The 23,374-nt window shown below is 53.9% G+C and carries 13 protein-coding genes, 6 tRNA genes and 3 rRNA genes; all 22 read left to right on the top strand.

Annotated features, from left to right (window positions below; all coding sequences use genetic code 11):
- Positions 1 to 191 precede the first annotated feature (191 nt).
- The 22 genes from tyrS to rpoC all read left to right on the top strand — a co-directional run bounded on the left by tyrS (position 192) and on the right by rpoC (position 23,179).
- Positions 192 to 1,391 carry a tyrosine--tRNA ligase gene (tyrS, locus tag AC5SEM_RS22780; RefSeq protein ID WP_129395737.1) on the top strand — a complete coding sequence of 400 codons (1,200 nt, stop codon included), beginning with the start codon at positions 192 to 194 and terminating at the stop codon, positions 1,389 to 1,391.
- Between the two features lie 496 nt (positions 1,392 to 1,887).
- Positions 1,888 to 3,424 (top strand): 16S ribosomal RNA (locus AC5SEM_RS22775).
- Positions 3,425 to 3,586: 162 nt separating this feature from the next.
- Positions 3,587 to 3,663: transfer RNA gene (locus AC5SEM_RS22770), tRNA-Ile, on the top strand.
- Positions 3,664 to 3,693: 30 nt separating this feature from the next.
- Positions 3,694 to 3,769: transfer RNA gene (locus AC5SEM_RS22765), tRNA-Ala, on the top strand.
- Between the two features lie 246 nt (positions 3,770 to 4,015).
- Positions 4,016 to 6,909: ribosomal RNA gene (locus AC5SEM_RS22760) — 23S ribosomal RNA — on the top strand.
- A 151-nt stretch (positions 6,910 to 7,060) separates the two neighbouring features.
- A 5S ribosomal RNA gene (gene rrf, locus AC5SEM_RS22755) occupies positions 7,061 to 7,176 on the top strand.
- The 16S, 23S and 5S rRNA genes sit together here with 2 tRNA genes alongside, the layout of an rRNA operon.
- Before the next feature lie 132 nt (positions 7,177 to 7,308).
- Positions 7,309 to 8,262, top strand: a complete 954-nt coding sequence (birA, locus tag AC5SEM_RS22750; protein ID WP_495471314.1) for a bifunctional biotin--[acetyl-CoA-carboxylase] ligase/biotin operon repressor BirA — start codon at positions 7,309 to 7,311, stop codon at positions 8,260 to 8,262.
- Positions 8,252 to 9,004, top strand: coding sequence for a pantothenate kinase (locus AC5SEM_RS22745; RefSeq protein ID WP_495471313.1), 753 nt, complete (start codon positions 8,252 to 8,254; stop codon positions 9,002 to 9,004). Before birA ends, AC5SEM_RS22745 begins: the two co-directional genes overlap by 11 nt.
- A gap of 7 nt (positions 9,005 to 9,011) precedes the next feature.
- Positions 9,012 to 9,443: a hypothetical protein gene (locus AC5SEM_RS22740; RefSeq protein ID WP_116029910.1), complete on the top strand. Its 432-nt coding sequence runs from the start codon at positions 9,012 to 9,014 to the stop codon at positions 9,441 to 9,443.
- Between the two features lie 143 nt (positions 9,444 to 9,586).
- A tRNA-Tyr gene (locus AC5SEM_RS22735) sits at positions 9,587 to 9,671 on the top strand.
- A 25-nt stretch (positions 9,672 to 9,696) separates the two neighbouring features.
- Positions 9,697 to 9,770 (top strand) — tRNA-Gly (locus AC5SEM_RS22730).
- A 26-nt stretch (positions 9,771 to 9,796) separates the two neighbouring features.
- A tRNA-Thr gene (locus tag AC5SEM_RS22725) sits at positions 9,797 to 9,872 on the top strand.
- An 85-nt stretch (positions 9,873 to 9,957) separates the two neighbouring features.
- The gene (tuf, locus tag AC5SEM_RS22720) at positions 9,958 to 11,151 is read left to right on the top strand and encodes an elongation factor Tu (RefSeq protein WP_038362141.1); all 1,194 of its coding nucleotides are present in this window, start codon (positions 9,958 to 9,960) and stop codon (positions 11,149 to 11,151) included.
- A gap of 53 nt (positions 11,152 to 11,204) precedes the next feature.
- Positions 11,205 to 11,280, top strand: a tRNA-Trp gene (locus AC5SEM_RS22715).
- Positions 11,281 to 11,325: 45 nt separating this feature from the next.
- Complete coding sequence (secE, locus tag AC5SEM_RS22710; protein ID WP_007916493.1) at positions 11,326 to 11,694, top strand: preprotein translocase subunit SecE; 369 nt, start codon at positions 11,326 to 11,328, stop codon at positions 11,692 to 11,694.
- A gap of 9 nt (positions 11,695 to 11,703) precedes the next feature.
- Positions 11,704 to 12,237: a transcription termination/antitermination protein NusG gene (nusG, locus tag AC5SEM_RS22705; protein WP_007916492.1), complete on the top strand. Its 534-nt coding sequence runs from the start codon at positions 11,704 to 11,706 to the stop codon at positions 12,235 to 12,237.
- A gap of 117 nt (positions 12,238 to 12,354) precedes the next feature.
- Positions 12,355 to 12,786, top strand: coding sequence for a 50S ribosomal protein L11 (gene rplK, locus AC5SEM_RS22700; RefSeq protein WP_003228756.1), 432 nt, complete (start codon positions 12,355 to 12,357; stop codon positions 12,784 to 12,786).
- A complete protein-coding gene (rplA, locus tag AC5SEM_RS22695; RefSeq protein WP_007916481.1) occupies positions 12,786 to 13,481 on the top strand; it encodes a 50S ribosomal protein L1 in 696 nt (231 codons plus the stop codon). The genes rplK and rplA overlap by 1 nt, the downstream gene beginning before the upstream one ends.
- Positions 13,482 to 13,679: 198 nt before the next feature.
- Positions 13,680 to 14,180, top strand: a complete 501-nt coding sequence (gene rplJ, locus AC5SEM_RS22690; protein WP_008081912.1) for a 50S ribosomal protein L10 — start codon at positions 13,680 to 13,682, stop codon at positions 14,178 to 14,180.
- A 74-nt stretch (positions 14,181 to 14,254) separates the two neighbouring features.
- Complete coding sequence (gene rplL / locus AC5SEM_RS22685; RefSeq protein WP_003228750.1) at positions 14,255 to 14,620, top strand: 50S ribosomal protein L7/L12; 366 nt, start codon at positions 14,255 to 14,257, stop codon at positions 14,618 to 14,620.
- A gap of 221 nt (positions 14,621 to 14,841) precedes the next feature.
- Positions 14,842 to 18,915: a DNA-directed RNA polymerase subunit beta gene (rpoB, locus tag AC5SEM_RS22680; protein ID WP_077574738.1), complete on the top strand. Its 4,074-nt coding sequence runs from the start codon at positions 14,842 to 14,844 to the stop codon at positions 18,913 to 18,915.
- A gap of 64 nt (positions 18,916 to 18,979) precedes the next feature.
- Positions 18,980 to 23,179: a DNA-directed RNA polymerase subunit beta' gene (gene rpoC / locus AC5SEM_RS22675; protein WP_016984189.1), complete on the top strand. Its 4,200-nt coding sequence runs from the start codon at positions 18,980 to 18,982 to the stop codon at positions 23,177 to 23,179.
- Positions 23,180 to 23,374: the final 195 nt, after the last annotated feature.

Below are 23,374 nucleotides of genomic sequence, written 5' to 3'. Positions count from 1 at the left end.
ATGATGAATTGGAAAAGATGAATGACATGATGAAGATGAAATAACTGTATAAAATATAACCAAATCATCTCTGAAGCAAGTCTACAGACACCGCGTCTGTGGATTGGTGTCCGTGCGCCGGGCAAAACTTGTAATTGGTGCGCGATCTTGTATGGTTGGTTCCCTTTGAATCTGAGCCTTGCGGGTCTGTTATGAAGTCGGTTGAAGAGCAGCTAGCGCTGATTAAACGTGGTGCGGAAGAACTATTGGTCGAGTCCGAGCTGATCGAGAAGCTCAAGCGCGGCCAGCCGCTGCGTATCAAGGCTGGTTTTGATCCAACCGCTCCGGATCTGCACCTGGGTCATACCGTGCTTATTAATAAGCTGCGTCAGTTCCAGGAGCTGGGGCATCAGGTGATCTTCCTTATAGGTGACTTCACCGGGATGATCGGTGATCCGAGCGGCAAGAGCGCTACTCGTCCTCCGCTGACTCGCGAGCAAGTTCTGGAAAACGCCGAGACCTACAAAACTCAGGTGTTCAAGATTCTCGATCCGGCGAAAACCGAAGTCGCGTTCAACTCCACCTGGATGGATCAGATGGGGCCTGCGGACTTCATTCGCCTGACTTCGCAATACACGGTCGCGCGCATGCTTGAGCGTGATGACTTCGACAAGCGTTACACCACTAATCAGCCAATCGCTATTCACGAGTTCCTCTATCCGCTGGTGCAGGGTTATGACTCGGTCGCTCTGCGCGCGGATGTCGAACTGGGTGGTACCGATCAGAAGTTCAACTTGCTGATGGGGCGTGAGTTGCAGCGTGGTTATGGCCAAGAGGCTCAGTGCATTCTGACCATGCCGCTGCTTGAAGGTCTGGATGGCGTGAAGAAGATGTCCAAGTCGTTGGGCAACTATGTCGGTATTCAGGAAGCGCCGGGTGTCATGTACAGCAAGCTGGTTTCGATTCCGGATGCATTGATGTGGCGCTACTTCGAGCTGCTGAGTTTCCGCTCGATGGATGAAATCAATGCGTTGCGTGCCGATGTCGAGGCGGGTGCCAATCCGCGCGACGTCAAAATCAAGCTGGCTGAAGAGATCGTTGCGCGCTTCCATGGTGAAGAGGCGGCGGCCAATGCTCATCGTGCGGCGGGCAATCGCATGAAGGATGGCGAGCTGCCGGATGATCTGCCGGAGATCGAACTGGCCTCTGCTGAAGATATGCCGATCGCGGCTGTTCTTAATAAAGCAGGTCTGGTGAAGAACTCAGCAGCAGCGCGCGACCTGTTGGCGTCCGGCGGTGTGCGCGTTGATGGTGAGGTGGTTGATCGCTCCTTTATATATGTACTGGGCGCAACCCATGTTTGCCAGGCAGGCAAGAAGGCGTTTGCACGTATCACGCTGAAATCCGAGTAAAGTTGAAAATAGGTCTTGACGGCAGATTTCAGATGTCTATAATTCGCCCCACTTCCGGCGCAGTCGAAACGGAAAACTCCTTGAGATTCAATGAGTTATGTAGGTTTCGGCAGTGAGTTGCTTCAGTTCGTCGAAGCCGAAAGGAAGTTGAAAAAGAGGTGTTGACAGCAGCGTGTAACGCTGTAGAATTCGCCTCCCGCTGACGAGAGATCGGAGGCGCAAGTGGTTGAAGTTGTTGAAGAAGTCTTCGAAAACTTCTGAAAATAATCACTTGACAGCAAATGAGGCTGCTGTAGAATGCGCGCCTCGGTTGAGACGAAAGATCTTAACCAACCGCTCTTTAACAACTGAATCAAGCAATTCGTGTGGGTGCTTGTGGAGTCAGACTGATAGTCAACAAGATTATCAGCATCACAAGTTACTCCGCGAGAAATCAAAGATGTAACCAACGATTGCTGAGCCAAGTTTAGGGTTTCTTAAAAACCCAAAGATGTTTGAACTGAAGAGTTTGATCATGGCTCAGATTGAACGCTGGCGGCAGGCCTAACACATGCAAGTCGAGCGGATGACAGGAGCTTGCTCCTGAATTCAGCGGCGGACGGGTGAGTAATGCCTAGGAATCTGCCTGGTAGTGGGGGACAACGTTTCGAAAGGAACGCTAATACCGCATACGTCCTACGGGAGAAAGCAGGGGACCTTCGGGCCTTGCGCTATCAGATGAGCCTAGGTCGGATTAGCTAGTTGGTGAGGTAATGGCTCACCAAGGCGACGATCCGTAACTGGTCTGAGAGGATGATCAGTCACACTGGAACTGAGACACGGTCCAGACTCCTACGGGAGGCAGCAGTGGGGAATATTGGACAATGGGCGAAAGCCTGATCCAGCCATGCCGCGTGTGTGAAGAAGGTCTTCGGATTGTAAAGCACTTTAAGTTGGGAGGAAGGGTTGTAGATTAATACTCTGCAATTTTGACGTTACCGACAGAATAAGCACCGGCTAACTCTGTGCCAGCAGCCGCGGTAATACAGAGGGTGCAAGCGTTAATCGGAATTACTGGGCGTAAAGCGCGCGTAGGTGGTTCGTTAAGTTGGATGTGAAATCCCCGGGCTCAACCTGGGAACTGCATTCAAAACTGTCGAGCTAGAGTATGGTAGAGGGTGGTGGAATTTCCTGTGTAGCGGTGAAATGCGTAGATATAGGAAGGAACACCAGTGGCGAAGGCGACCACCTGGACTGATACTGACACTGAGGTGCGAAAGCGTGGGGAGCAAACAGGATTAGATACCCTGGTAGTCCACGCCGTAAACGATGTCAACTAGCCGTTGGGAGCCTTGAGCTCTTAGTGGCGCAGCTAACGCATTAAGTTGACCGCCTGGGGAGTACGGCCGCAAGGTTAAAACTCAAATGAATTGACGGGGGCCCGCACAAGCGGTGGAGCATGTGGTTTAATTCGAAGCAACGCGAAGAACCTTACCAGGCCTTGACATCCAATGAACTTTCCAGAGATGGATTGGTGCCTTCGGGAACATTGAGACAGGTGCTGCATGGCTGTCGTCAGCTCGTGTCGTGAGATGTTGGGTTAAGTCCCGTAACGAGCGCAACCCTTGTCCTTAGTTACCAGCACGTCATGGTGGGCACTCTAAGGAGACTGCCGGTGACAAACCGGAGGAAGGTGGGGATGACGTCAAGTCATCATGGCCCTTACGGCCTGGGCTACACACGTGCTACAATGGTCGGTACAAAGGGTTGCCAAGCCGCGAGGTGGAGCTAATCCCATAAAACCGATCGTAGTCCGGATCGCAGTCTGCAACTCGACTGCGTGAAGTCGGAATCGCTAGTAATCGTGAATCAGAATGTCACGGTGAATACGTTCCCGGGCCTTGTACACACCGCCCGTCACACCATGGGAGTGGGTTGCACCAGAAGTAGCTAGTCTAACCTTCGGGAGGACGGTTACCACGGTGTGATTCATGACTGGGGTGAAGTCGTAACAAGGTAGCCGTAGGGGAACCTGCGGCTGGATCACCTCCTTAATCGACGACATCAGCTGCTCCATAAGTTCCCACACGAATTGCTTGATTCATTGAAGAAGACGAAAGAAGCAGCCTGTATCGGTTTGTAGCTGAGTTGGTTAGAGCGTACCCCATGCTTTGTGGTTAAGAGCAGGGTGAGGTCGGCCTTAGTAGCTCGAAATTGGGTCTGTAGCTCAGTTGGTTAGAGCGCACCCCTGATAAGGGTGAGGTCGGCAGTTCGAATCTGCCCAGACCCACCAATTTTGTGTGGGAAACGCCTGTAGAAATACGGGGCCATAGCTCAGCTGGGAGAGCGCCTGCCTTGCACGCAGGAGGTCAGCGGTTCGATCCCGCTTGGCTCCACCACTACTGCTTCTCTTGTATAAAGCTTAGAAATGAGCATTCCATCGTTGTGATGGTGAATGTTGATTTCTAGTCTTTGACTAGTTCGTTCTTTAAAAATTTGGGTATGTGATAGAAAGATAGACTGAACGTTACTTTCACTGGTAACGGATCAGGCTAAGGTAAAATTTGTGAGTTCTCTTAATTGAGAAATTCGAATTTTCGGCGAATGTCGTCTTCACAGTATAACCAGATTGCTTGGGGTTATATGGTCAAGTGAAGAAGCGCATACGGTGGATGCCTTGGCAGTCAGAGGCGATGAAAGACGTGGTAGCCTGCGAAAAGCTTCGGGGAGTCGGCAAACAGACTTTGATCCGGAGATGTCTGAATGGGGGAACCCAGCCATCATAAGATGGTTATCTTGTACTGAATACATAGGTGCAAGAGGCGAACCAGGGGAACTGAAACATCTAAGTACCCTGAGGAAAAGAAATCAACCGAGATTCCCTTAGTAGTGGCGAGCGAACGGGGACTAGCCCTTAAGTGGCTTTGAGATTAGCGGAACGCTCTGGAAAGTGCGGCCATAGTGGGTGATAGCCCTGTACGCGAAAATCTCTTGGTCATGAAATCGAGTAGGACGGAGCACGAGAAACTTTGTCTGAATATGGGGGGACCATCCTCCAAGGCTAAATACTACTGACTGACCGATAGTGAACTAGTACCGTGAGGGAAAGGCGAAAAGAACCCCGGAGAGGGGAGTGAAATAGATCCTGAAACCGTATGCGTACAAGCAGTGGGAGCAGACTTTGTTCTGTGACTGCGTACCTTTTGTATAATGGGTCAGCGACTTATTTTCAGTGGCGAGCTTAACCGAATAGGGGAGGCGTAGCGAAAGCGAGTCTTAATAGGGCGTCTAGTCGCTGGGAATAGACCCGAAACCGGGCGATCTATCCATGGGCAGGTTGAAGGTTGGGTAACACTAACTGGAGGACCGAACCGACTACCGTTGAAAAGTTAGCGGATGACCTGTGGATCGGAGTGAAAGGCTAATCAAGCTCGGAGATAGCTGGTTCTCCTCGAAAGCTATTTAGGTAGCGCCTCATGTATCACTGTAGGGGGTAGAGCACTGTTTCGGCTAGGGGGTCATCCCGACTTACCAAACCGATGCAAACTCCGAATACCTACAAGTGCCGAGCATGGGAGACACACGGCGGGTGCTAACGTCCGTCGTGAAAAGGGAAACAACCCAGACCGTCAGCTAAGGTCCCAAAGTTATGGTTAAGTGGGAAACGATGTGGGAAGGCTTAGACAGCTAGGAGGTTGGCTTAGAAGCAGCCACCCTTTAAAGAAAGCGTAATAGCTCACTAGTCGAGTCGGCCTGCGCGGAAGATGTAACGGGGCTCAAACCATACACCGAAGCTACGGGTATCATCTTCGGATGATGCGGTAGAGGAGCGTTCTGTAAGCCTGTGAAGGTGAGTTGAGAAGCTTGCTGGAGGTATCAGAAGTGCGAATGCTGACATGAGTAACGACAATGGGTGTGAAAAACACCCACGCCGAAAGACCAAGGTTTCCTGCGCAACGTTAATCGACGCAGGGTTAGTCGGTCCCTAAGGCGAGGCTGAAAAGCGTAGTCGATGGAAAACAGGTTAATATTCCTGTACTTCTGGTTATTGCGATGGAGGGACGGAGAAGGCTAGGCCAGCTTGGCGTTGGTTGTCCAAGTTTAAGGTGGTAGGCTGAGATCTTAGGTAAATCCGGGATCTTAAGGCCGAGAGCTGATGACGAGTGTTCTTTTAGAACACGAAGTGGTTGATGCCATGCTTCCAAGAAAAGCTTCTAAGCTTCAGGTAACCAGGAACCGTACCCCAAACCGACACAGGTGGTTGGGTAGAGAATACCAAGGCGCTTGAGAGAACTCGGGTGAAGGAACTAGGCAAAATGGCACCGTAACTTCGGGAGAAGGTGCGCCGGTGAGGGTGAAGGACTTGCTCCGTAAGCTCATGCCGGTCGAAGATACCAGGCCGCTGCGACTGTTTATTAAAAACACAGCACTCTGCAAACACGAAAGTGGACGTATAGGGTGTGACGCCTGCCCGGTGCCGGAAGGTTAATTGATGGGGTTAGCTAACGCGAAGCTCTTGATCGAAGCCCCGGTAAACGGCGGCCGTAACTATAACGGTCCTAAGGTAGCGAAATTCCTTGTCGGGTAAGTTCCGACCTGCACGAATGGCGTAACGATGGCGGCGCTGTCTCCACCCGAGACTCAGTGAAATTGAAATCGCTGTGAAGATGCAGTGTATCCGCGGCTAGACGGAAAGACCCCGTGAACCTTTACTATAGCTTTGCACTGGACTTTGAATTTGCTTGTGTAGGATAGGTGGGAGGCTTTGAAGCGTGGACGCCAGTTCGCGTGGAGCCATCCTTGAAATACCACCCTGGCAACTTTGAGGTTCTAACTCAGGTCCGTTATCCGGATCGAGGACAGTGTATGGTGGGTAGTTTGACTGGGGCGGTCTCCTCCTAAAGAGTAACGGAGGAGTACGAAGGTGCGCTCAGACCGGTCGGAAATCGGTCGTAGAGTATAAAGGCAAAAGCGCGCTTGACTGCGAGACAGACACGTCGAGCAGGTACGAAAGTAGGTCTTAGTGATCCGGTGGTTCTGTATGGAAGGGCCATCGCTCAACGGATAAAAGGTACTCCGGGGATAACAGGCTGATACCGCCCAAGAGTTCATATCGACGGCGGTGTTTGGCACCTCGATGTCGGCTCATCACATCCTGGGGCTGAAGCCGGTCCCAAGGGTATGGCTGTTCGCCATTTAAAGTGGTACGCGAGCTGGGTTTAGAACGTCGTGAGACAGTTCGGTCCCTATCTGCCGTGGACGTTTGAGATTTGAGAGGGGCTGCTCCTAGTACGAGAGGACCGGAGTGGACGAACCTCTGGTGTTCCGGTTGTCACGCCAGTGGCATTGCCGGGTAGCTATGTTCGGGAAAGATAACCGCTGAAAGCATCTAAGCGGGAAACTTGCCTCAAGATGAGATCTCACTGGAACCTTGAGTTCCCTGAAGGGCCGTCGAAGACTACGACGTTGATAGGTTGGGTGTGTAAGCGCTGTGAGGCGTTGAGCTAACCAATACTAATTGCCCGTGAGGCTTGACCATATAACACCCAAGCAATTTGCGTCGAAGAGACCAGATTGCGGTGTGTGAAGACGAAACGAACCGAAAGTTCGATGTTCACAAACACCGAAAGCTGTCACATACCCAATTTGCTGAAGCGAGGCCATCTGGTCACGACTCAGTACCCGAATTTCTTGACGACCATAGAGCGTTGGAACCACCTGATCCCATCCCGAACTCAGCAGTGAAACGATGCATCGCCGATGGTAGTGTGGGGTTTCCCCATGTGAGAGTAGGTCATCGTCAAGATTAAATTCCGAAACCCCAATTGCGAAAGCAGTTGGGGTTTTGTTTTGCCCGCAAGAAAAGCATCTGCTTGATTTCTATGCAACGGCCCGGTGCATGGCTATTATTCGGGCCTCATTGTGAGGCGAGACCTGCATGTTGACGTTGTTGAACCTTCTGAAAGATGGTCGATTCCATTCTGGTCAGGATCTGGGCGCCGCCCTGGGGATAAGTCGAAGTGCGGTATGGAAGCAACTTCAGCATCTTGAAGCTGAGCTTGGTCTGTCTATCCATAAAGTGCGGGGGCGGGGCTATCAATTGGCTGCGCCATTGATGCTTCTCGACGCTCTGACGATATCCGCAATTGCTCCATCTTGGCCGGTGACCGTCCTGGATTCGGTCGACTCGACAAACGCTGAGGCTTTGCGTGCAATCGGCCAAGGGGGGCAGGCGCCCTTTTTGGTGCTCGCGGAGCGACAAGTCTCTGGGCGCGGAAGAAGAGGTCGCAAGTGGGTGAGTCCGTTTGCTGAAAATCTCTATTACAGTCTTGTCCTGCGCATCGATGGCGGAATGCGCCAGCTTGAGGGCTTGAGTCTTGTTGTGGGATTGGCTGTCTTGCAGGCTCTGAGAAACTTTGGGGTGCCAGGTGTGGGATTGAAGTGGCCTAACGATGTCTTGGTGGGTAACAAGAAAATCGCGGGCATTCTTCTTGAGCTCGTCGGCGATCCGGCAGACGTTTGCCACGTGGTCTTGGGTATTGGCGTCAACGTGAATATGCAGGTGGCTGATGAGGTGGATCAGCAATGGACTTCAATTCGGCTTGAGTCAGGCAGAAGCAGTGATCGCAACGCCTTGGTGGTTGAGTTGAGTAAGCAATTAAGTGCTTACATTCAGCGCCATCAAGTCGATGGTTTTTCGGCTCTTCAGTCGGAATGGGAGGCGAACCATCTATGGCAAGATCGCTCGGTGTCATTGATCGCCGGTTCCAACCATGTAGATGGTGTGGTGCTCGGAATAGATAGTCAGGGTGCGCTGCGTCTGAAGGTGAGTGGTGTGGAAAAAGTCTTTAGTGGTGGTGAGCTCAGCCTGAGGTTGCGTGATGATTCTTGAGCTCGACTGTGGAAACAGCTTTATTAAGTGGCGTGTGCTGAAGGCTGCGCCCGTCGCTATTTTTTCTGAAGGAGTTGTCGGCTCTGATATCGCGTTGCTTGACAGTTTAAGGTCCCTTGAAGGGCTAGTACTGCGCAAGTGTCGCCTGGTCAGCGTCAGGACTGCGGAAGAGACGGATGTATTGATCGATGCTCTCGAGCGGGAGTTCGGTGTTTCTGCGGTGTGTGCGAAGTCTGCTCGTGAAATGTCTGGTGTCAAAAATGGTTATGAAGACTACGAGCGTCTAGGGCTTGATCGATGGTTGGCCATGCTTGGCGGGTTTTATCTGGCATCGGGCGGCGCTTGCCTTGTACTCGATTTCGGTACAGCGGTAACTGCAGATTTTATTGCTTCTGATGGTGACCATCTTGGCGGCTTTATTTGCCCTGGAATTCCATTGATGCGAGATCAGCTGCGTACTCATACCCGCAAGATTCGCTATGGGGATCAGGCGGCTGAGCGTGCACTGTCCAGTATTGCGCCTGGGCGCACCACCGTTGAGGCGGTGGAGCGCGGGTGTGCATTGATGCTGCGAGGTTTCGTCTTGACGCAGTTGGAGCTGGCGCGCTCTTACTGGGGGGAAGACTTCACAGTCTTTATAACTGGCGGTGATGCTGAATTGGTCGCGGATGTCGCGCCTGAGGCCCGAGTTGTTCCCGACCTGGTATTTGTGGGGTTGGCCATGGCGTGTCCTTTTTCCTGAGGTTTGTATGCGTTGGTTGTTCCTCCTGCTTCTTGTTCTCAACGTTTTCTATTATGTCTGGCATCAGCAAGAGGCGCCCTTGCGGGCGAAAGATGTAACGCCCCTCAGTTTGTATCGGGGTTCCCAGCAAGACATACGCTTGCTCAGCGAAACGACGGGTGATGTTCGGGAGGGGCGAGAGCGGCGACGGCAGGAGTGTCTGTTTCTCGGTGGCTTTTCCAGTCAGGAGTCGCTTTCAGCCCTTCAGCAGCGCTTGGTCGAAATGGGGGTCAGTGTGCAATCTTCTTCGAGGGATGCTTTTGGGGCTGGTTATTGGTTGTCTGTCGCGCCTCAGAGCCAGCGTTTGTTGGGTGACGCTCAGCTACAAAACCTTTCCAACGAATTCAATGAGTTAAAACATAAAATAATGCTGTGTGAGGGGGTTGCACCTGCTGAATAGTTTGCATAGAATGGCGCCCGCTCCACAGCGAAGACCTAAACGGGTATTCAAAGTGAAGTGATGTCAACGCAGCTAACCTCAGGTTTTTAAATGAGAAAATGCTTGACAGGGGTTTGGCATAGTATAGAATGCCGGCCTGATTAGGAGGGGTTCCCGAGCGGCCAAAGGGATCAGACTGTAAATCTGACGTCTACGACTTCGAAGGTTCGAATCCTTCTCCCTCCACCAGATTTAAGCGTGAGCTGCAGGCTCCGCGGGTATAGTTTAGTGGTAGAACCTCAGCCTTCCAAGCTGATGATGCGGGTTCGATTCCCGCTACCCGCTCCAAGTTTGCAGGTTGTGCAACGCGTTTCGCTCTTGTAGCTCAGTTGGTAGAGCACACCCTTGGTAAGGGTGAGGTCAGCGGTTCAAATCCGCTCAAGAGCTCCATATAACAAGGCAGATATGAAAATATCTGCCTTTGTTTTAATGGTTGATATTGTTTGTCTAATTTCTTCTGTTGAGGGTGATATCGATGGCTAAGGAAAAATTTGATCGTTCCCTGCCCCACGTCAACGTTGGGACCATTGGTCACGTTGACCACGGTAAAACCACTCTGACCGCTGCTCTGACTCGCGTCTGCTCCGAAGTTTTCGGTTCGGCCGTAGTTGAATTCGACAAGATCGACAGCGCTCCAGAAGAAAAAGCTCGCGGTATCACCATCAACACCGCGCATGTTGAGTACAACTCGCTGATCCGTCACTACGCTCACGTCGACTGCCCAGGTCACGCTGACTATGTGAAGAACATGATCACCGGTGCTGCTCAAATGGACGGCGCTATCCTGGTTTGCTCGGCCGCTGATGGTCCGATGCCGCAAACCCGTGAGCACATCCTGCTGTCCCGTCAGGTAGGCGTTCCGTATATCGTGGTTTTCCTGAACAAGGCTGATCTGGTAGACGACGCTGAGCTGCTGGAACTGGTTGAGATGGAAGTTCGCGACCTGCTGTCCACCTACGACTTCCCGGGCGATGACACTCCAATCATCATCGGTTCGGCTCGAATGGCGCTGGAAGGCAAAGACGACAACGAGATGGGCACAACTGCCGTCAAGAAACTGGTTGAAACTCTGGATAGCTACATCCCAGAGCCAGTTCGTATGATCGACAAGCCGTTCCTGATGCCAATCGAAGACGTGTTCTCGATCTCGGGTCGCGGTACTGTTGTGACTGGTCGTATCGAGCGCGGTATCGTTCGCGTTCAGGATCCGCTGGAAATCGTTGGTCTGCGTGACACTACCGTTTCCACCTGCACCGGTGTTGAAATGTTCCGCAAACTGCTCGACGAAGGTCGTGCTGGCGAGAACTGCGGTGTTCTGTTGCGTGGTACCAAGCGTGACGACGTTGAGCGTGGTCAGGTTCTGGTTAAGCCGGGTTCGGTTAAGCCGCACACCAAGTTCACTGCAGAAGTTTACGTTCTGAGCAAGGAAGAAGGCGGCCGTCACACTCCGTTCTTCAAAGGCTACCGTCCACAGTTCTACTTCCGTACTACTGACGTGACTGGTAACTGCGAGCTGCCAGAAGGCGTTGAAATGGTAATGCCAGGTGACAACATTCAGATGACTGTTACCCTGATCAAAACCATCGCGATGGAAGATGGTCTGCGTTTCGCTATCCGTGAAGGCGGTCGTACCGTCGGCGCTGGCGTCGTAGCCAAAATCATCGAGTAAGTGGTTGTAATGTATTTTTCGGGCCGGCATAATGGTCGGCCTGATTTTGTTTTAGGTCAGTAGCTCAATTGGCAGAGCGACGGTCTCCAAAACCGTAGGTTGGGGGTTCGATTCCCTCCTGACCTGCCAGATTCACTCAGTGTGTCTGGCTTTCTTTTCACAGGATCTTCATAGATGACTCCTAAAGCTGAAGCTCAAGGCTCTCGCTTCGATCTGCTCAAGTGGCTTGTAGTTGTCGCTTTGGTGGTTGTTGGCGTTGTTGGCAATCAGTATTACTCTGCTTCGCCGATCCTGTACCGTGTACTCGCTTTGCTTGTTATTGCTGCTGTAGCTGCCTTTGTAGGCCTGCAGACAGCCAAGGGCAAGTCTTTCTTTGTACTGGTTAAGGAAGCTCGCACCGAGATTCGTAAAGTCGTGTGGCCAACTCGCCAAGAAACCACGCAGACCACCCTGATTGTGGTGGCTGTTGTTCTGGTTATGGCGTTGCTGTTGTGGGGTCTTGATTCCCTGCTCGGTTGGCTTGTTTCCTTGATTGTCGGCTAAGGGTGTCCCGTGGCTAAGCGTTGGTATGTTGTGCATGCTTACTCGGGTTACGAGAAGCATGTGATGCGCTCGCTGGTCGAGCGCGTAAAGCTGGCTGGCATGGAAGATGGCTTCGGCGAGATTCTGGTTCCCACTGAAGAAGTGGTTGAAATGCGTAATGGCCAGAAACGCAAAAGCGAGCGCAAGTTCTTTCCAGGCTATGTGCTGGTTCAGATGGATATGAACGAGGGTACTTGGCACTTGGTCAAGGATACTCCTCGGGTGATGGGTTTCATTGGCGGTACTGCCGATAAGCCTGCGCCAATCACCGATAAAGAGGCAGAAGCAATTCTGCGTCGTGTTGCTGATGGTAGCGACAAGCCGAAGCCGAAGACTCTCTTCGAGCCAGGTGAAACGGTGCGAGTCAATGACGGTCCATTCGCTGATTTCAATGGCGTTGTTGAAGAAGTTAACTACGAAAAGAGCCGGATCCAAGTGGCAGTGCTCATTTTCGGTCGCTCTACTCCGGTAGAGTTGGAGTTCAGTCAGGTCGAAAAGGTCTAGCTGGGCAAGCATCCCAACCCCGCAGCCCTAGGCTGTGGGGTTTTGTCGTCACTGGGATAAACGCGCAAGTAACCGGGGAGCCTTTCGAGGCGTTCGAACCCGTAATTGGAGTGCCTCATGGCCAAGAAAATTACCGCTTACATCAAGCTGCAAGTGAAGGCCGCTCAGGCTAACCCAAGCCCACCTGTTGGTCCTGCTTTGGGTCAGCACGGCGTGAACATCATGGAATTCTGCAAGGCCTTCAACGCCCGTACTCAGGGTCTTGAAGCAGGTCTGCCGACTCCAGTGATCATCACTGTCTACAGCGACCGTAGCTTCACTTTCGAAACAAAATCCACCCCTGCTTCGGTTTTGCTGAAGAAAGCGGCCGGTCTGACCAGCGGTTCCGCTCGTCCGAACACCGTTAAGGTTGGCACCGTTACCCGTGCTCAGCTGGAAGAAATCGCGAAAACCAAAAACGCGGATCTGACTGCAGCTGATATGGATGCAGCCGTGCGTACTATCGCCGGTTCTGCTCGTAGCATGGGCCTTAACGTGGAGGGTGTGTAATGGCTAAGCTGACCAAGCGTCAAAAGGCTATCGCCGGCAAAATCGAAGCAGGCAAGGCCTACAATATTGTAGACGCCGCTGCACTGCTGGCTGAGCTGTCGACTGTCAAGTTCAGCGAGTCGTTCGACGTTGCTGTAAACCTGGGTGTAGACCCGCGTAAATCTGACCAGGTTGTTCGTAGCGCTACTGTGCTGCCGCACGGCACTGGCAAGACTGTTCGCGTTGCTGTTTTCACCCAAGGTCCAGCTGCTGAGGCCGCTCTGGCTGCCGGCGCTGACCGTGTAGGTATGGACGACCTGGCTGCCGAAATGAAAGGCGGCGACCTGAACTATGACGTAGTGATCGCATCCCCGGATGCCATGCGCGTTGTAGGTCAGCTGGGTCAGATCCTCGGTCCACGTGGTCTGATGCCTAACCCTAAGGTTGGTACCGTAACTCCAGACGTAGCTACCGCGGTCAAGAACGCTAAAGCTGGTCAGGTTCGTTATCGCACCGACAAAAACGGCATCATTCACACCTCCGTTGGCAAGATGGGCTTCGACGCCGTCAAGCTGAAGGAAAACGTTGAAGCCCTGATCGCTGATCTGAAGCGTATCAAGCCAGCTTCTTCGAAAGGTATCTACGTCAAGCGCGTTACCCTGAGCACCACTATGGGCCCAGGTCTGGTCATCGACCAGAGCTCGCTGGACGCGTAAGACAAAAATTGGCGCGAGTATTCGCGCCAGTTGAAAGATTGGGGTCCCTGCCTGGCGGGGGCTATCCAAGACCGTAGGCGACGCAAGTCTTAAACCACCAGCCTACGCAGATGGTGCTCCCGGTTCCTTACCGAATCAGACACCAAAACGACATTCGGTTCCGATCGAATGAAACGGTAACAAGCAGGAGTTAAACCCGTGGCAATTAATCTCGAAGACAAGAAGGCCATCGTCGCTGAAGTCAACGAGGCTGCCAAAGTCGCTCTGTCCGCTGTCGTGGTTGATGCACGTGGCGTAACAGTAGGCGCAATGACCGGACTCCGTAAAGAGGCTCGTGAAGCTGGCGTTTACGTACGCGTTGTACGTAATACCCTGCTCAAGCGCGCTGTTGCTGACACTCAATACAGTGTCCTCAACGACGTGTTCACCGGCCCGACCCTGATTGCATTCTCGAACGAACATCCGGGCGCTGCTGCTCGTATCTTCAAAGAGTTTGCCAAGGGTCAGGACAAGTTCGAGATCAAGGCAGCTGCGTTCGAGGGCAAGTTCCTCGCAGCTAATCAGATCGACGTACTGGCAACTCTGCCGACCCGTGACGAAGCAATTTCTCAGCTGATGAGCGTGATTCAAGGCGCTACCAGCAAATTGGCTCGTACTCTGGCGGCAATTCGCGACCAGAAAGAAGCTGCTGCAGCCTAAGGCTCGTCAACTTCTCGCGTTTTTTGTTTATTTCGATGGTCGCGTAGGCCGTCCCCCAATTCAGGAATTGAGTCATGTCTCTGACTAACGAACAAATCATCGAAGCAATCGGCCAGAAATCCGTAGTGGAAATCGTTGAGCTGATCAAAGCGATGGAAGAAACCTTCGGTGTTACCGCTGCTGCTGCTTCGGCTGGTCCAGCTGCTGCTGCCGCTGTTGTTGAAGAGCAAACCGAGTTCAACGTTGTTCTGCTGGAAGCTGGCGAGAAGAAGGTTAACGTGATCAAGGCAGTTCGTGAACTGACCGGTCTGGGCCTGAAAGAAGCCAAAGAGAAAGTAGACGGCGCTCCTCAGGTTGTAGCTGAAGGCGTTTCGAAAGAAGCGGCTGAAGACGCCAAGAAGAAGCTGGAAGAAGCAGGCGCTAAAGTCGAACTGAAATAAGTATCGACTTTGCTCCTCCAGCCCGAGCGTCAAGCGACAGGCTGATGGCTGGTGGCTCTTGCCACCGGCCTTTTTCCGTTATTGGCAGCCGACTGGGTCGGTGCTGATAAAGGCGCTGTAACCACCCGATGCGGTGGAGCAAACCATGGGGTTTGCACGATTTTCTGGCTGCTCCCGTCGGGAGGGGCCAAACAAGCAGGTGACCAAGCTGGGGAACGCTGATGGCTTACTCATATACTGAGAAAAAACGTATCCGCAAGGACTTTAGCAAGTTGCCGGACGTCATGGATGTGCCTTACCTCCTGGCCATCCAGCTGGATTCGTATCGTGAATTCTTGCAAGCGGGAGCGACTAAAGATCAGTTCCGCGACGTGGGCCTGCATGCGGCCTTCAAATCCGTTTTCCCGATCATCAGCTACTCCGGCAATGCTGCGCTGGAGTACGTCGGTTATCGCCTGGGCGAACCGGCATTTGATGTCAAAGAATGCGTATTGCGCGGTGTAACTTTCGCCGTACCTTTGCGGGTAAAAGTGCGCCTGATCATTTTCGACAAAGAATCGTCGAACAAAGCGATCAAGGACATCAAAGAGCAAGAAGTCTACATGGGTGAAATCCCCCTGATGACTGAGAACGGTACCTTCGTAATCAACGGTACCGAGCGTGTAATCGTTTCCCAGCTGCACCGTTCCCCGGGCGTGTTCTTCGATCACGACCGCGGCAAGACGCATAGCTCCGGCAAACTGCTGTACTCCGCGCGCATCATTCCTTACCGCGGTTCGTGGCTGGACTTCGAGTTCGACCCGAAAGACTGCGTGTTCGTGCGTATCGACCGTCGTCGCAAGCTGCCGGCATCGGTACTGCTGCGCGCGCTCGGCTATACCACTGAAGAAGTGCTGGACGCTTTCTACACCACCAACGTTTTCCACCTGAGCGGCGAAACCCTCAGCCTGGAACTGATTGCTTCGCGTCTGCGTGGTGAAATTGCGGTTCTGGACATTCAGGACGAGAAAGGCAAGGTCATTGTTGAAGCGGGCCGCCGTATTACCGCGCGCCACATCAACCAGATCGAAAAAGCCGGTATCAAGACTCTGGAAGTACCTCTGGACTACGTCCTGGGCCGTACTACCGCCAAGGTCATCGTGCACCCGGCTACCGGCGAAATCCTGGCAGAGTGCAACACCGAGCTGAACACCGAAGTCCTGGCAAAAATTGCCAAGTCCGGCGTTGTTCGCATCGAAACTCTGTACACCAACGATATCGACTGCGGTCCGTTCGTCTCCGACACGCTGAAGATCGACTCCACCAGCAACCAATTGGAAGCGCTGGTCGAGATCTATCGCATGATGCGTCCAGGCGAGCCGCCAACCAAAGACGCTGCCGAAACCCTGTTCAACAACCTGTTCTTCAGCCCTGAGCGCTATGACCTGTCTGCGGTCGGCCGGATGAAGTTCAACCGTCGTATCGGTCGTACCGAGATCGAAGGTTCGGGCGTGCTGTGCAAGGAAGACATCGTCGCGGTATTGAAGACTCTGGTCGACATCCGTAACGGTAAAGGCATCGTCGATGACATCGACCACCTGGGTAACCGTCGTGTTCGCTGCGTAGGCGAAATGGCCGAGAACCAGTTCCGCGTTGGCCTGGTACGTGTTGAGCGTGCGGTCAAAGAGCGTCTGTCGATGGCTGAAAGCGAAGGCCTGATGCCGCAAGACCTGATCAACGCCAAGCCAGTGGCTGCGGCGGTGAAAGAGTTCTTCGGTTCCAGCCAGCTCTCGCAGTTCATGGACCAGAACAACCCGCTGTCCGAGATCACCCACAAGCGTCGTGTCTCTGCACTCGGCCCTGGCGGTCTGACTCGTGAGCGCGCAGGCTTTGAAGTCCGTGACGTACACCCGACTCACTACGGTCGTGTATGCCCGATTGAAACGCCGGAAGGTCCGAACATCGGTCTGATCAACTCCCTGGCTGCTTACGCTCGCACCAACCAGTACGGCTTCTTGGAAAGCCCGTACCGTGTGGTGAAAGAGGGTGTGGTTACCGACGAGATCGTGTTCCTGTCAGCTATTGAAGAAGCCGATCACGTGATCGCGCAGGCTTCGGCGACCATGAACGACCAGAAAGTCCTGATCGACGAACTGGTAGCCGTACGTCACCTGAACGAATTCACCGTTAAGGCGCCTGAAGAAGTCACCTTGATGGACGTTTCGCCGAAGCAGGTAGTTTCGGTTGCAGCGTCGTTGATTCCGTTCCTCGAGCACGACGACGCCAACCGTGCGTTGATGGGTTCGAACATGCAGCGTCAAGCTGTACCAACGCTGCGTGCTGACAAGCCGCTGGTAGGTACCGGCATGGAGCGTAACGTAGCCCGTGACTCCGGCGTTTGCGTCGTGGCTCGTCGTGGCGGCGTGATCGATTCCGTCGACGCCAGCCGTATCGTGGTTCGTGTTGCTGATGACGAAGTTGAAACCGGCGAAGCTGGTGTCGACATCTACAACCTGACCAAATACACCCGCTCGAACCAGAACACCTGCATCAACCAGCGTCCGCTGGTGAGCAAGGGTGATCGCGTTCAGCGTAGCGACATCATGGCCGACGGCCCGTCCACCGACATGGGTGAACTGGCACTGGGTCAGAACATGCGCATCGCGTTCATGGCATGGAACGGCTTCAACTTCGAAGACTCCATCTGCCTGTCCGAGCGTGTGGTTCAGGAAGACCGTTTCACCACGATCCACATTCAGGAACTGACCTGTGTGGCTCGTGATACCAAGCTTGGGCCTGAGGAAATCACTGCGGACATCCCTAACGTGGGTGAAGCTGCACTGAACAAGCTGGACGAAGCCGGTATCGTTTACGTAGGTGCTGAAGTTGGCGCAGGCGACATTCTGGTAGGTAAGGTCACTCCGAAAGGTGAGACCCAACTGACTCCGGAAGAAAAACTGCTGCGTGCAATCTTCGGTGAAAAAGCCAGCGACGTTAAAGACACCTCCCTGCGTGTACCTACCGGTACCAAAGGTACTGTCATCGACGTACAGGTCTTCACCCGCGACGGCGTTGAGCGTGATGCTCGTGCACTGTCGATCGAGAAGACTCAGCTCGACGAGATCCGCAAGGATCTGAACGAAGAGTTCCGTATCGTTGAAGGCGCGACTTTCGAACGTCTGCGTTCCGCTCTGGTAGGCCACAAGGCTGAAGGCGGCGCAGGTCTGAAGAAAGGTCAGGACATCACCGACGAGGTCCTCGACGGTCTTGAGCATGGTCAGTGGTTCAAACTGCGCATGGCTGAAGATGCTCTGAACGAGCAGCTCGAGAAGGCTCAGGCCTACATCGTTGATCGTCGCCGTCTGCTGGACGACAAGTTCGAAGACAAGAAGCGCAAACTGCAGCAGGGCGATGACCTGGCTCCAGGCGTGCTGAAAATCGTCAAGGTTTACCTGGCAATCCGTCGTCGCATCCAGCCGGGCGACAAGATGGCCGGTCGTCACGGTAACAAAGGTGTGGTCTCCGTGATCATGCCGGTTGAAGACATGCCGCACGATGCCAATGGCACCCCGGTCGACGTCGTCCTCAACCCACTGGGCGTACCTTCGCGTATGAACGTTGGTCAGATCCTTGAAACCCACCTGGGCCTCGCGGCCAAAGGTCTGGGCGAGAAGATCAACCGGATGGTCGAAGAGCAGCGTAAAGTCGCTGAACTGCGTACCTTCCTGGACGAGATCTACAACCAGATCGGCGGTCGTAACGAAGATCTGGACAGCTTCTCCGATCAGGAAATCCTGGATCTGGCGAAGAACCTGCGTGGCGGCGTTCCAATGGCCACTCCAGTGTTCGACGGCGCCAAGGAAAGCGAAATCAAGGCCATGCTGAAACTGGCAGACCTGCCGGAAAGCGGCCAGATGCAGCTGACTGACGGCCGTACCGGCAACAAGTTCGAGCGTCCAGTTACCGTTGGCTACATGTACATGCTGAAGCTGAACCACTTGGTAGACGACAAGATGCACGCGCGTTCTACCGGTTCGTACAGCCTGGTTACCCAGCAGCCGCTGGGTGGTAAGGCGCAGTTCGGTGGTCAGCGTTTCGGGGAGATGGAGGTCTGGGCACTGGAAGCATACGGTGCTGCTTACACTCTGCAAGAAATGCTCACAGTGAAGTCGGACGATGTGAACGGCCGTACCAAGATGTACAAAAACATCGTGGATGGCGATCACCGTATGGAGCCGGGCATGCCCGAGTCCTTCAACGTGTTGATCAAGGAAATTCGTTCCCTCGGCATCGATATCGATCTGGAAACCGAATAACACGTGACGCGAATCGAGAGCGGGGCAGGATTGCCCGCTCTCTGCTCCGCCAGGAGGAAAGGCCTTGAAAGACCTACTGAATTTGCTGAAAAACCAGGGTCAAGTCGAAGAGTTCGACGCCATCCGTATCGGATTGGCCTCGCCTGAGATGATCCGCTCATGGTCGTTCGGTGAAGTTAAAAAGCCGGAAACCATCAACTACCGTACGTTCAAACCTGAGCGTGACGGCCTGTTCTGCGCCAAGATCTTTGGCCCGGTAAAGGATTACGAGTGCCTGTGCGGTAAGTACAAGCGCTTGAAGCACCGTGGTGTGATCTGCGAGAAGTGCGGCGTTGAAGTTGCACTGGCCAAAGTTCGTCGTGAGCGCATGGCGCACATCGAACTGGCTTCGCCGGTTGCTCACATCTGGTTCCTGAAATCGCTGCCGTCCCGTATCGGCTTGCTGATGGACATGACCCTGCGTGATATCGAACGCGTTCTCTACTTCGAGAGCTATGTCGTTATCGATCCAGGCATGACCACCCTTGAAAAAGGTCAGCTGCTGAACGACGAGCAGTACTTCGAAGCGCTGGAAGAGTTCGGTGACGACTTCGACGCCCGTATGGGTGCTGAAGCTGTACGTGAACTGCTGCACGCTATCGACCTGGAACACGAGATTGGCCGTCTGCGTGAAGAAATTCCGCAAACCAACTCCGAAACCAAGATCAAGAAGCTGTCCAAGCGTCTGAAGTTGATGGAAGCCTTCCAGGGTTCCGGCAACCTGCCAGAGTGGATGGTGCTGACCGTTCTGCCGGTTCTGCCGCCAGATCTGCGTCCACTGGTCCCGCTGGACGGCGGCCGTTTCGCGACTTCCGACCTCAACGATCTGTATCGTCGAGTGATCAACCGTAACAACCGTTTGAAGCGCCTGCTGGATCTGTCCGCTCCGGACATCATCGTGCGCAACGAAAAGCGTATGTTGCAGGAAGCTGTCGATGCTCTGCTCGACAACGGTCGTCGTGGCCGCGCTATCACAGGTTCCAACAAGCGTCCTCTGAAATCCCTGGCTGACATGATCAAGGGTAAGCAGGGTCGTTTCCGTCAGAACTTGCTCGGTAAGCGTGTTGACTACTCCGGTCGTTCGGTAATTACCGTAGGCCCGACTCTGCGTCTGCATCAGTGCGGTCTGCCGAAGAAGATGGCTCTCGAGCTGTTCAAACCGTTCATTTTCGGCAAGCTGGAAATGCGTGGTCTCGCGACCACCATCAAAGCGGCCAAGAAAATGGTCGAGCGCGAACTGCCAGAGGTTTGGGACGTTCTCGCTGAAGTGATTCGCGAACACCCGGTTCTTCTCAACCGTGCACCGACCCTTCACCGTCTGGGTATCCAGGCGTTTGAACCGGTACTGATCGAAGGTAAGGCTATCCAGCTGCACCCTCTGGTCTGCGCCGCGTACAACGCCGACTTCGACGGCGACCAAATGGCCGTGCACGTACCGCTGACACTGGAAGCCCAGTTGGAAGCGCGTGCGTTGATGATGTCGACCAACAACATTCTGTCGCCAGCCAACGGTGAGCCAATCATCGTTCCGTCGCAGGACGTTGTATTGGGTCTGTACTACATGACTCGTGAAGCGATCAACGCCAAAGGCGAAGGTCGTGTGTTCGCGGATCTGCAGGAAGTTGACCGTGTGTTCCGTGCCGGCGAAGCCGCACTGCACGCCAAGGTTAAGGTTCGTATCAACGAAACCGTCAACGACCGTGACGGCAACAGCGTGAGCGGTACCCGTATCGTCGACACCACTGTCGGCCGTGCGCTGCTGTTCCAGGTTGTGCCAAAAGGTCTGTCGTACGACGTCGTCAACCTGCCTATGAAGAAAAAGGCGATCTCCAAGCTGATCAACCAGTGCTACCGCGTGGTTGGTTTGAAAGAGACCGTGATCTTCGCTGACCAGTTGATGTACACCGGTTTCGCTTACTCGACCATCTCCGGCGTTTCCATCGGTGTTAACGACTTCGTTATCCCGGATGAAAAAGCCCGCATCATCGGTGCTGCCACCGACGAAGTGAAAGAGATCGAGAGCCAGTACGCCTCCGGCCTGGTAACCCAGGGCGAGAAGTACAACAAAGTGATCGACCTTTGGTCGAAAGCGAACGACGAAGTTTCCAAGGCAATGATGGCCAACCTCTCGAAAGAGAAGGTTATCGACCGTCACGGCGTTGAAGTCGATCAAGAGTCTTTCAACTCGATGTACATGATGGCCGACTCGGGTGCGCGGGGTTCCGCAGCACAGATTCGTCAGCTGGCCGGTATGCGTGGTCTGATGGCCAAGCCGGACGGTTCCATCATTGAAACGCCGATTACTGCGAACTTCCGTGAAGGTTTGAGCGTACTTCAGTACTTCATCTCGACTCACGGTGCTCGTAAAGGTCTGGCGGATACCGCGTTGAAAACTGCGAACTCCGGTTACCTGACTCGTCGTCTGGTAGACGTGGCGCAGGATCTGGTTGTAACCGAGATCGATTGCGGCACCGAGCACGGTCTGCTGATGACTCCGCACATTGAAGGCGGTGACGTTGTAGAGCCGTTGGGTGAGCGCGTATTGGGTCGTGTTATTGCCCGTGACGTATTCAAGCCAGGCACCGAGGACGTTATCGTTCCGGCCGGTACTCTGGTAGACGAGAAGTGGGTTGAATTCATCGAGCTGAACAGCATCGACGAAGTGATCGTGCGTTCGCCGATCAGCTGCGAAACCCGCTATGGCATTTGCGCCAAGTGCTACGGCCGTGACTTGGCTCGTGGTCACCAGGTGAACATCGGTGAAGCGGTCGGCGTTATCGCTGCCCAGTCCATCGGTGAGCCGGGTACCCAGCTGACGATGCGTACGTTCCACATCGGTGGTGCGGCAAGCCGTACTTCCGCAGCCGACAGCGTTCAGGTGAAGAATGGCGGTACCGTCCGTCTGCACAACCTGAAACACGTTGAGCGAGTGGATGGTCACCTGGTTGCTGTGTCCCGTTCCGGTGAGCTGGCCATCGCTGACGACTTCGGTCGTGAGCGCGAGCGTTACAAGCTGCCGTACGGTGCTGTGATTTCGGTTAAAGAAGGTGACAAGGTCGACGCTGGCGCAATCGTGGCCAAGTGGGATCCGCACACTCACCCGATCGTTACCGAAATGAAAGGTACCGTGACCTACGTGGGCATGGAAGAAGGCATCACGATCAAGCGTCAGACTGACGAATTGACCGGTATGACCAACATTGAAGTACTCGACGCGAAAGATCGTCCAGCTGCGGGCAAAGAAATCCGTCCAGCAGTGAAGATGGTCGACGACAACGGCAAGGATCTGTTGCTGCCAGGCACTGACGTTATCGCTCAGTACTTCCTGCCAGCCAACGCCCTGGTCGGTGTAGCGGATGGTGCGAAGATCGCGATCGGTGATGTTATCGCGCGTATCCCGCAAGAAACTTCGAAGACCCGTGACATCACCGGTGGTCTGCCGCGTGTTGCCGACTTGTTCGAAGCCCGTCGTCCGAAAGAAGCGTCGATTCTGGCTGAAGTCAGCGGCACCATCGCGTTCGGTAAAGAGACCAAAGGCAAGCGCCGTCTGGTTATTACCCCGAACGACGGTAGCGATCCGTACGAAGAGCTGATTCCGAAGTGGCGTCACCTGAACGTGTTCGAAGGCGAACAGGTAAACCGCGGCGAAGTTATCTCCGACGGTCCAAGCGATCCGCACGACATCCTGCGTCTGCTGGGTGTGAGCGCGCTGGCCAAGTACATCGTGAACGAGATCCAGGACGTTTACCGTCTGCAAGGCGTGAAGATCAACGACAAGCACATCGAGACCATCCTGCGTCAGATGCTGCGTAAAGTTGAAATCGCTGAATCCGGCGATTCCAGTTTCATCAAGGGCGACCAGATGGAACTGACTCACGTACTGGTAGAAAACGAGCGTCTGGGCGGCGAAGACAAGTTCGTCTCCAAGTACACTCGCGTTCTGCTGGGTATCACCAAGGCGTCGTTGTCCACCGAATCGTTCATCTCGGCGGCTTCCTTCCAGGAAACCACCCGCGTACTGACCGAAGCGGCAGTCACCGGCAAGCGCGATTACCTGCGCGGCCTGAAAGAAAACGTGGTCGTGGGTCGTCTGATCCCGGCAGGTACCGGCCTGGCATATCACAGCGAGCGCAAGCGTCGTCGTGAAGCAGACAAGCCGTTGCGCGTAAGCGCCAGTGAAGTGGAAGCTGCACTGACCGAAGCGCTGAACTCGAGCGGTAACTGAGTTCTGCGATAAATGAGTGTAAGGCCCTGATCGCTCCGTTCATCGAATCGAGACATTTTGTCGAGGTTCGAGGGGCGGGGAGGTCGGGGCCTTGCCTTGACTGGGGACAAGATCCTCTTTAGACTCTTGATCCCCTAAATTTGGCGGGAATTCGTTCCTGCCATTTTGCTTTTCTTGCAAGACAATAGCGTCGCA

It is taken from the genome of Pseudomonas sp. CH61 (genome assembly GCF_059429415.1).
The sequence above is the reverse complement of the archived record's forward strand: the minus strand, read 5'-3'. Positions and strand labels throughout refer to the sequence as shown.

Coding starts and splice junctions, on each gene's coding strand:
- tyrS (WP_129395737.1), top strand. CDS start 192: ATGAAGTCGGTTGAAGAGCAGCTAGCGCTGATTAAACGTGGTGCGGAA.
- birA (WP_495471314.1), top strand. CDS start 7,309: ATGTTGACGTTGTTGAACCTTCTGAAAGATGGTCGATTCCATTCTGGT.
- AC5SEM_RS22745 (WP_495471313.1), top strand. CDS start 8,252: ATGATTCTTGAGCTCGACTGTGGAAACAGCTTTATTAAGTGGCGTGTG.
- AC5SEM_RS22740 (WP_116029910.1), top strand. CDS start 9,012: ATGCGTTGGTTGTTCCTCCTGCTTCTTGTTCTCAACGTTTTCTATTAT.
- tuf (WP_038362141.1), top strand. CDS start 9,958: ATGGCTAAGGAAAAATTTGATCGTTCCCTGCCCCACGTCAACGTTGGG.
- secE (WP_007916493.1), top strand. CDS start 11,326: ATGACTCCTAAAGCTGAAGCTCAAGGCTCTCGCTTCGATCTGCTCAAG.
- rplK (WP_003228756.1), top strand. CDS start 12,355: ATGGCCAAGAAAATTACCGCTTACATCAAGCTGCAAGTGAAGGCCGCT.
- rplA (WP_007916481.1), top strand. CDS start 12,786: ATGGCTAAGCTGACCAAGCGTCAAAAGGCTATCGCCGGCAAAATCGAA.
- rplL (WP_003228750.1), top strand. CDS start 14,255: ATGTCTCTGACTAACGAACAAATCATCGAAGCAATCGGCCAGAAATCC.
- rpoB (WP_077574738.1), top strand. CDS start 14,842: ATGGCTTACTCATATACTGAGAAAAAACGTATCCGCAAGGACTTTAGC.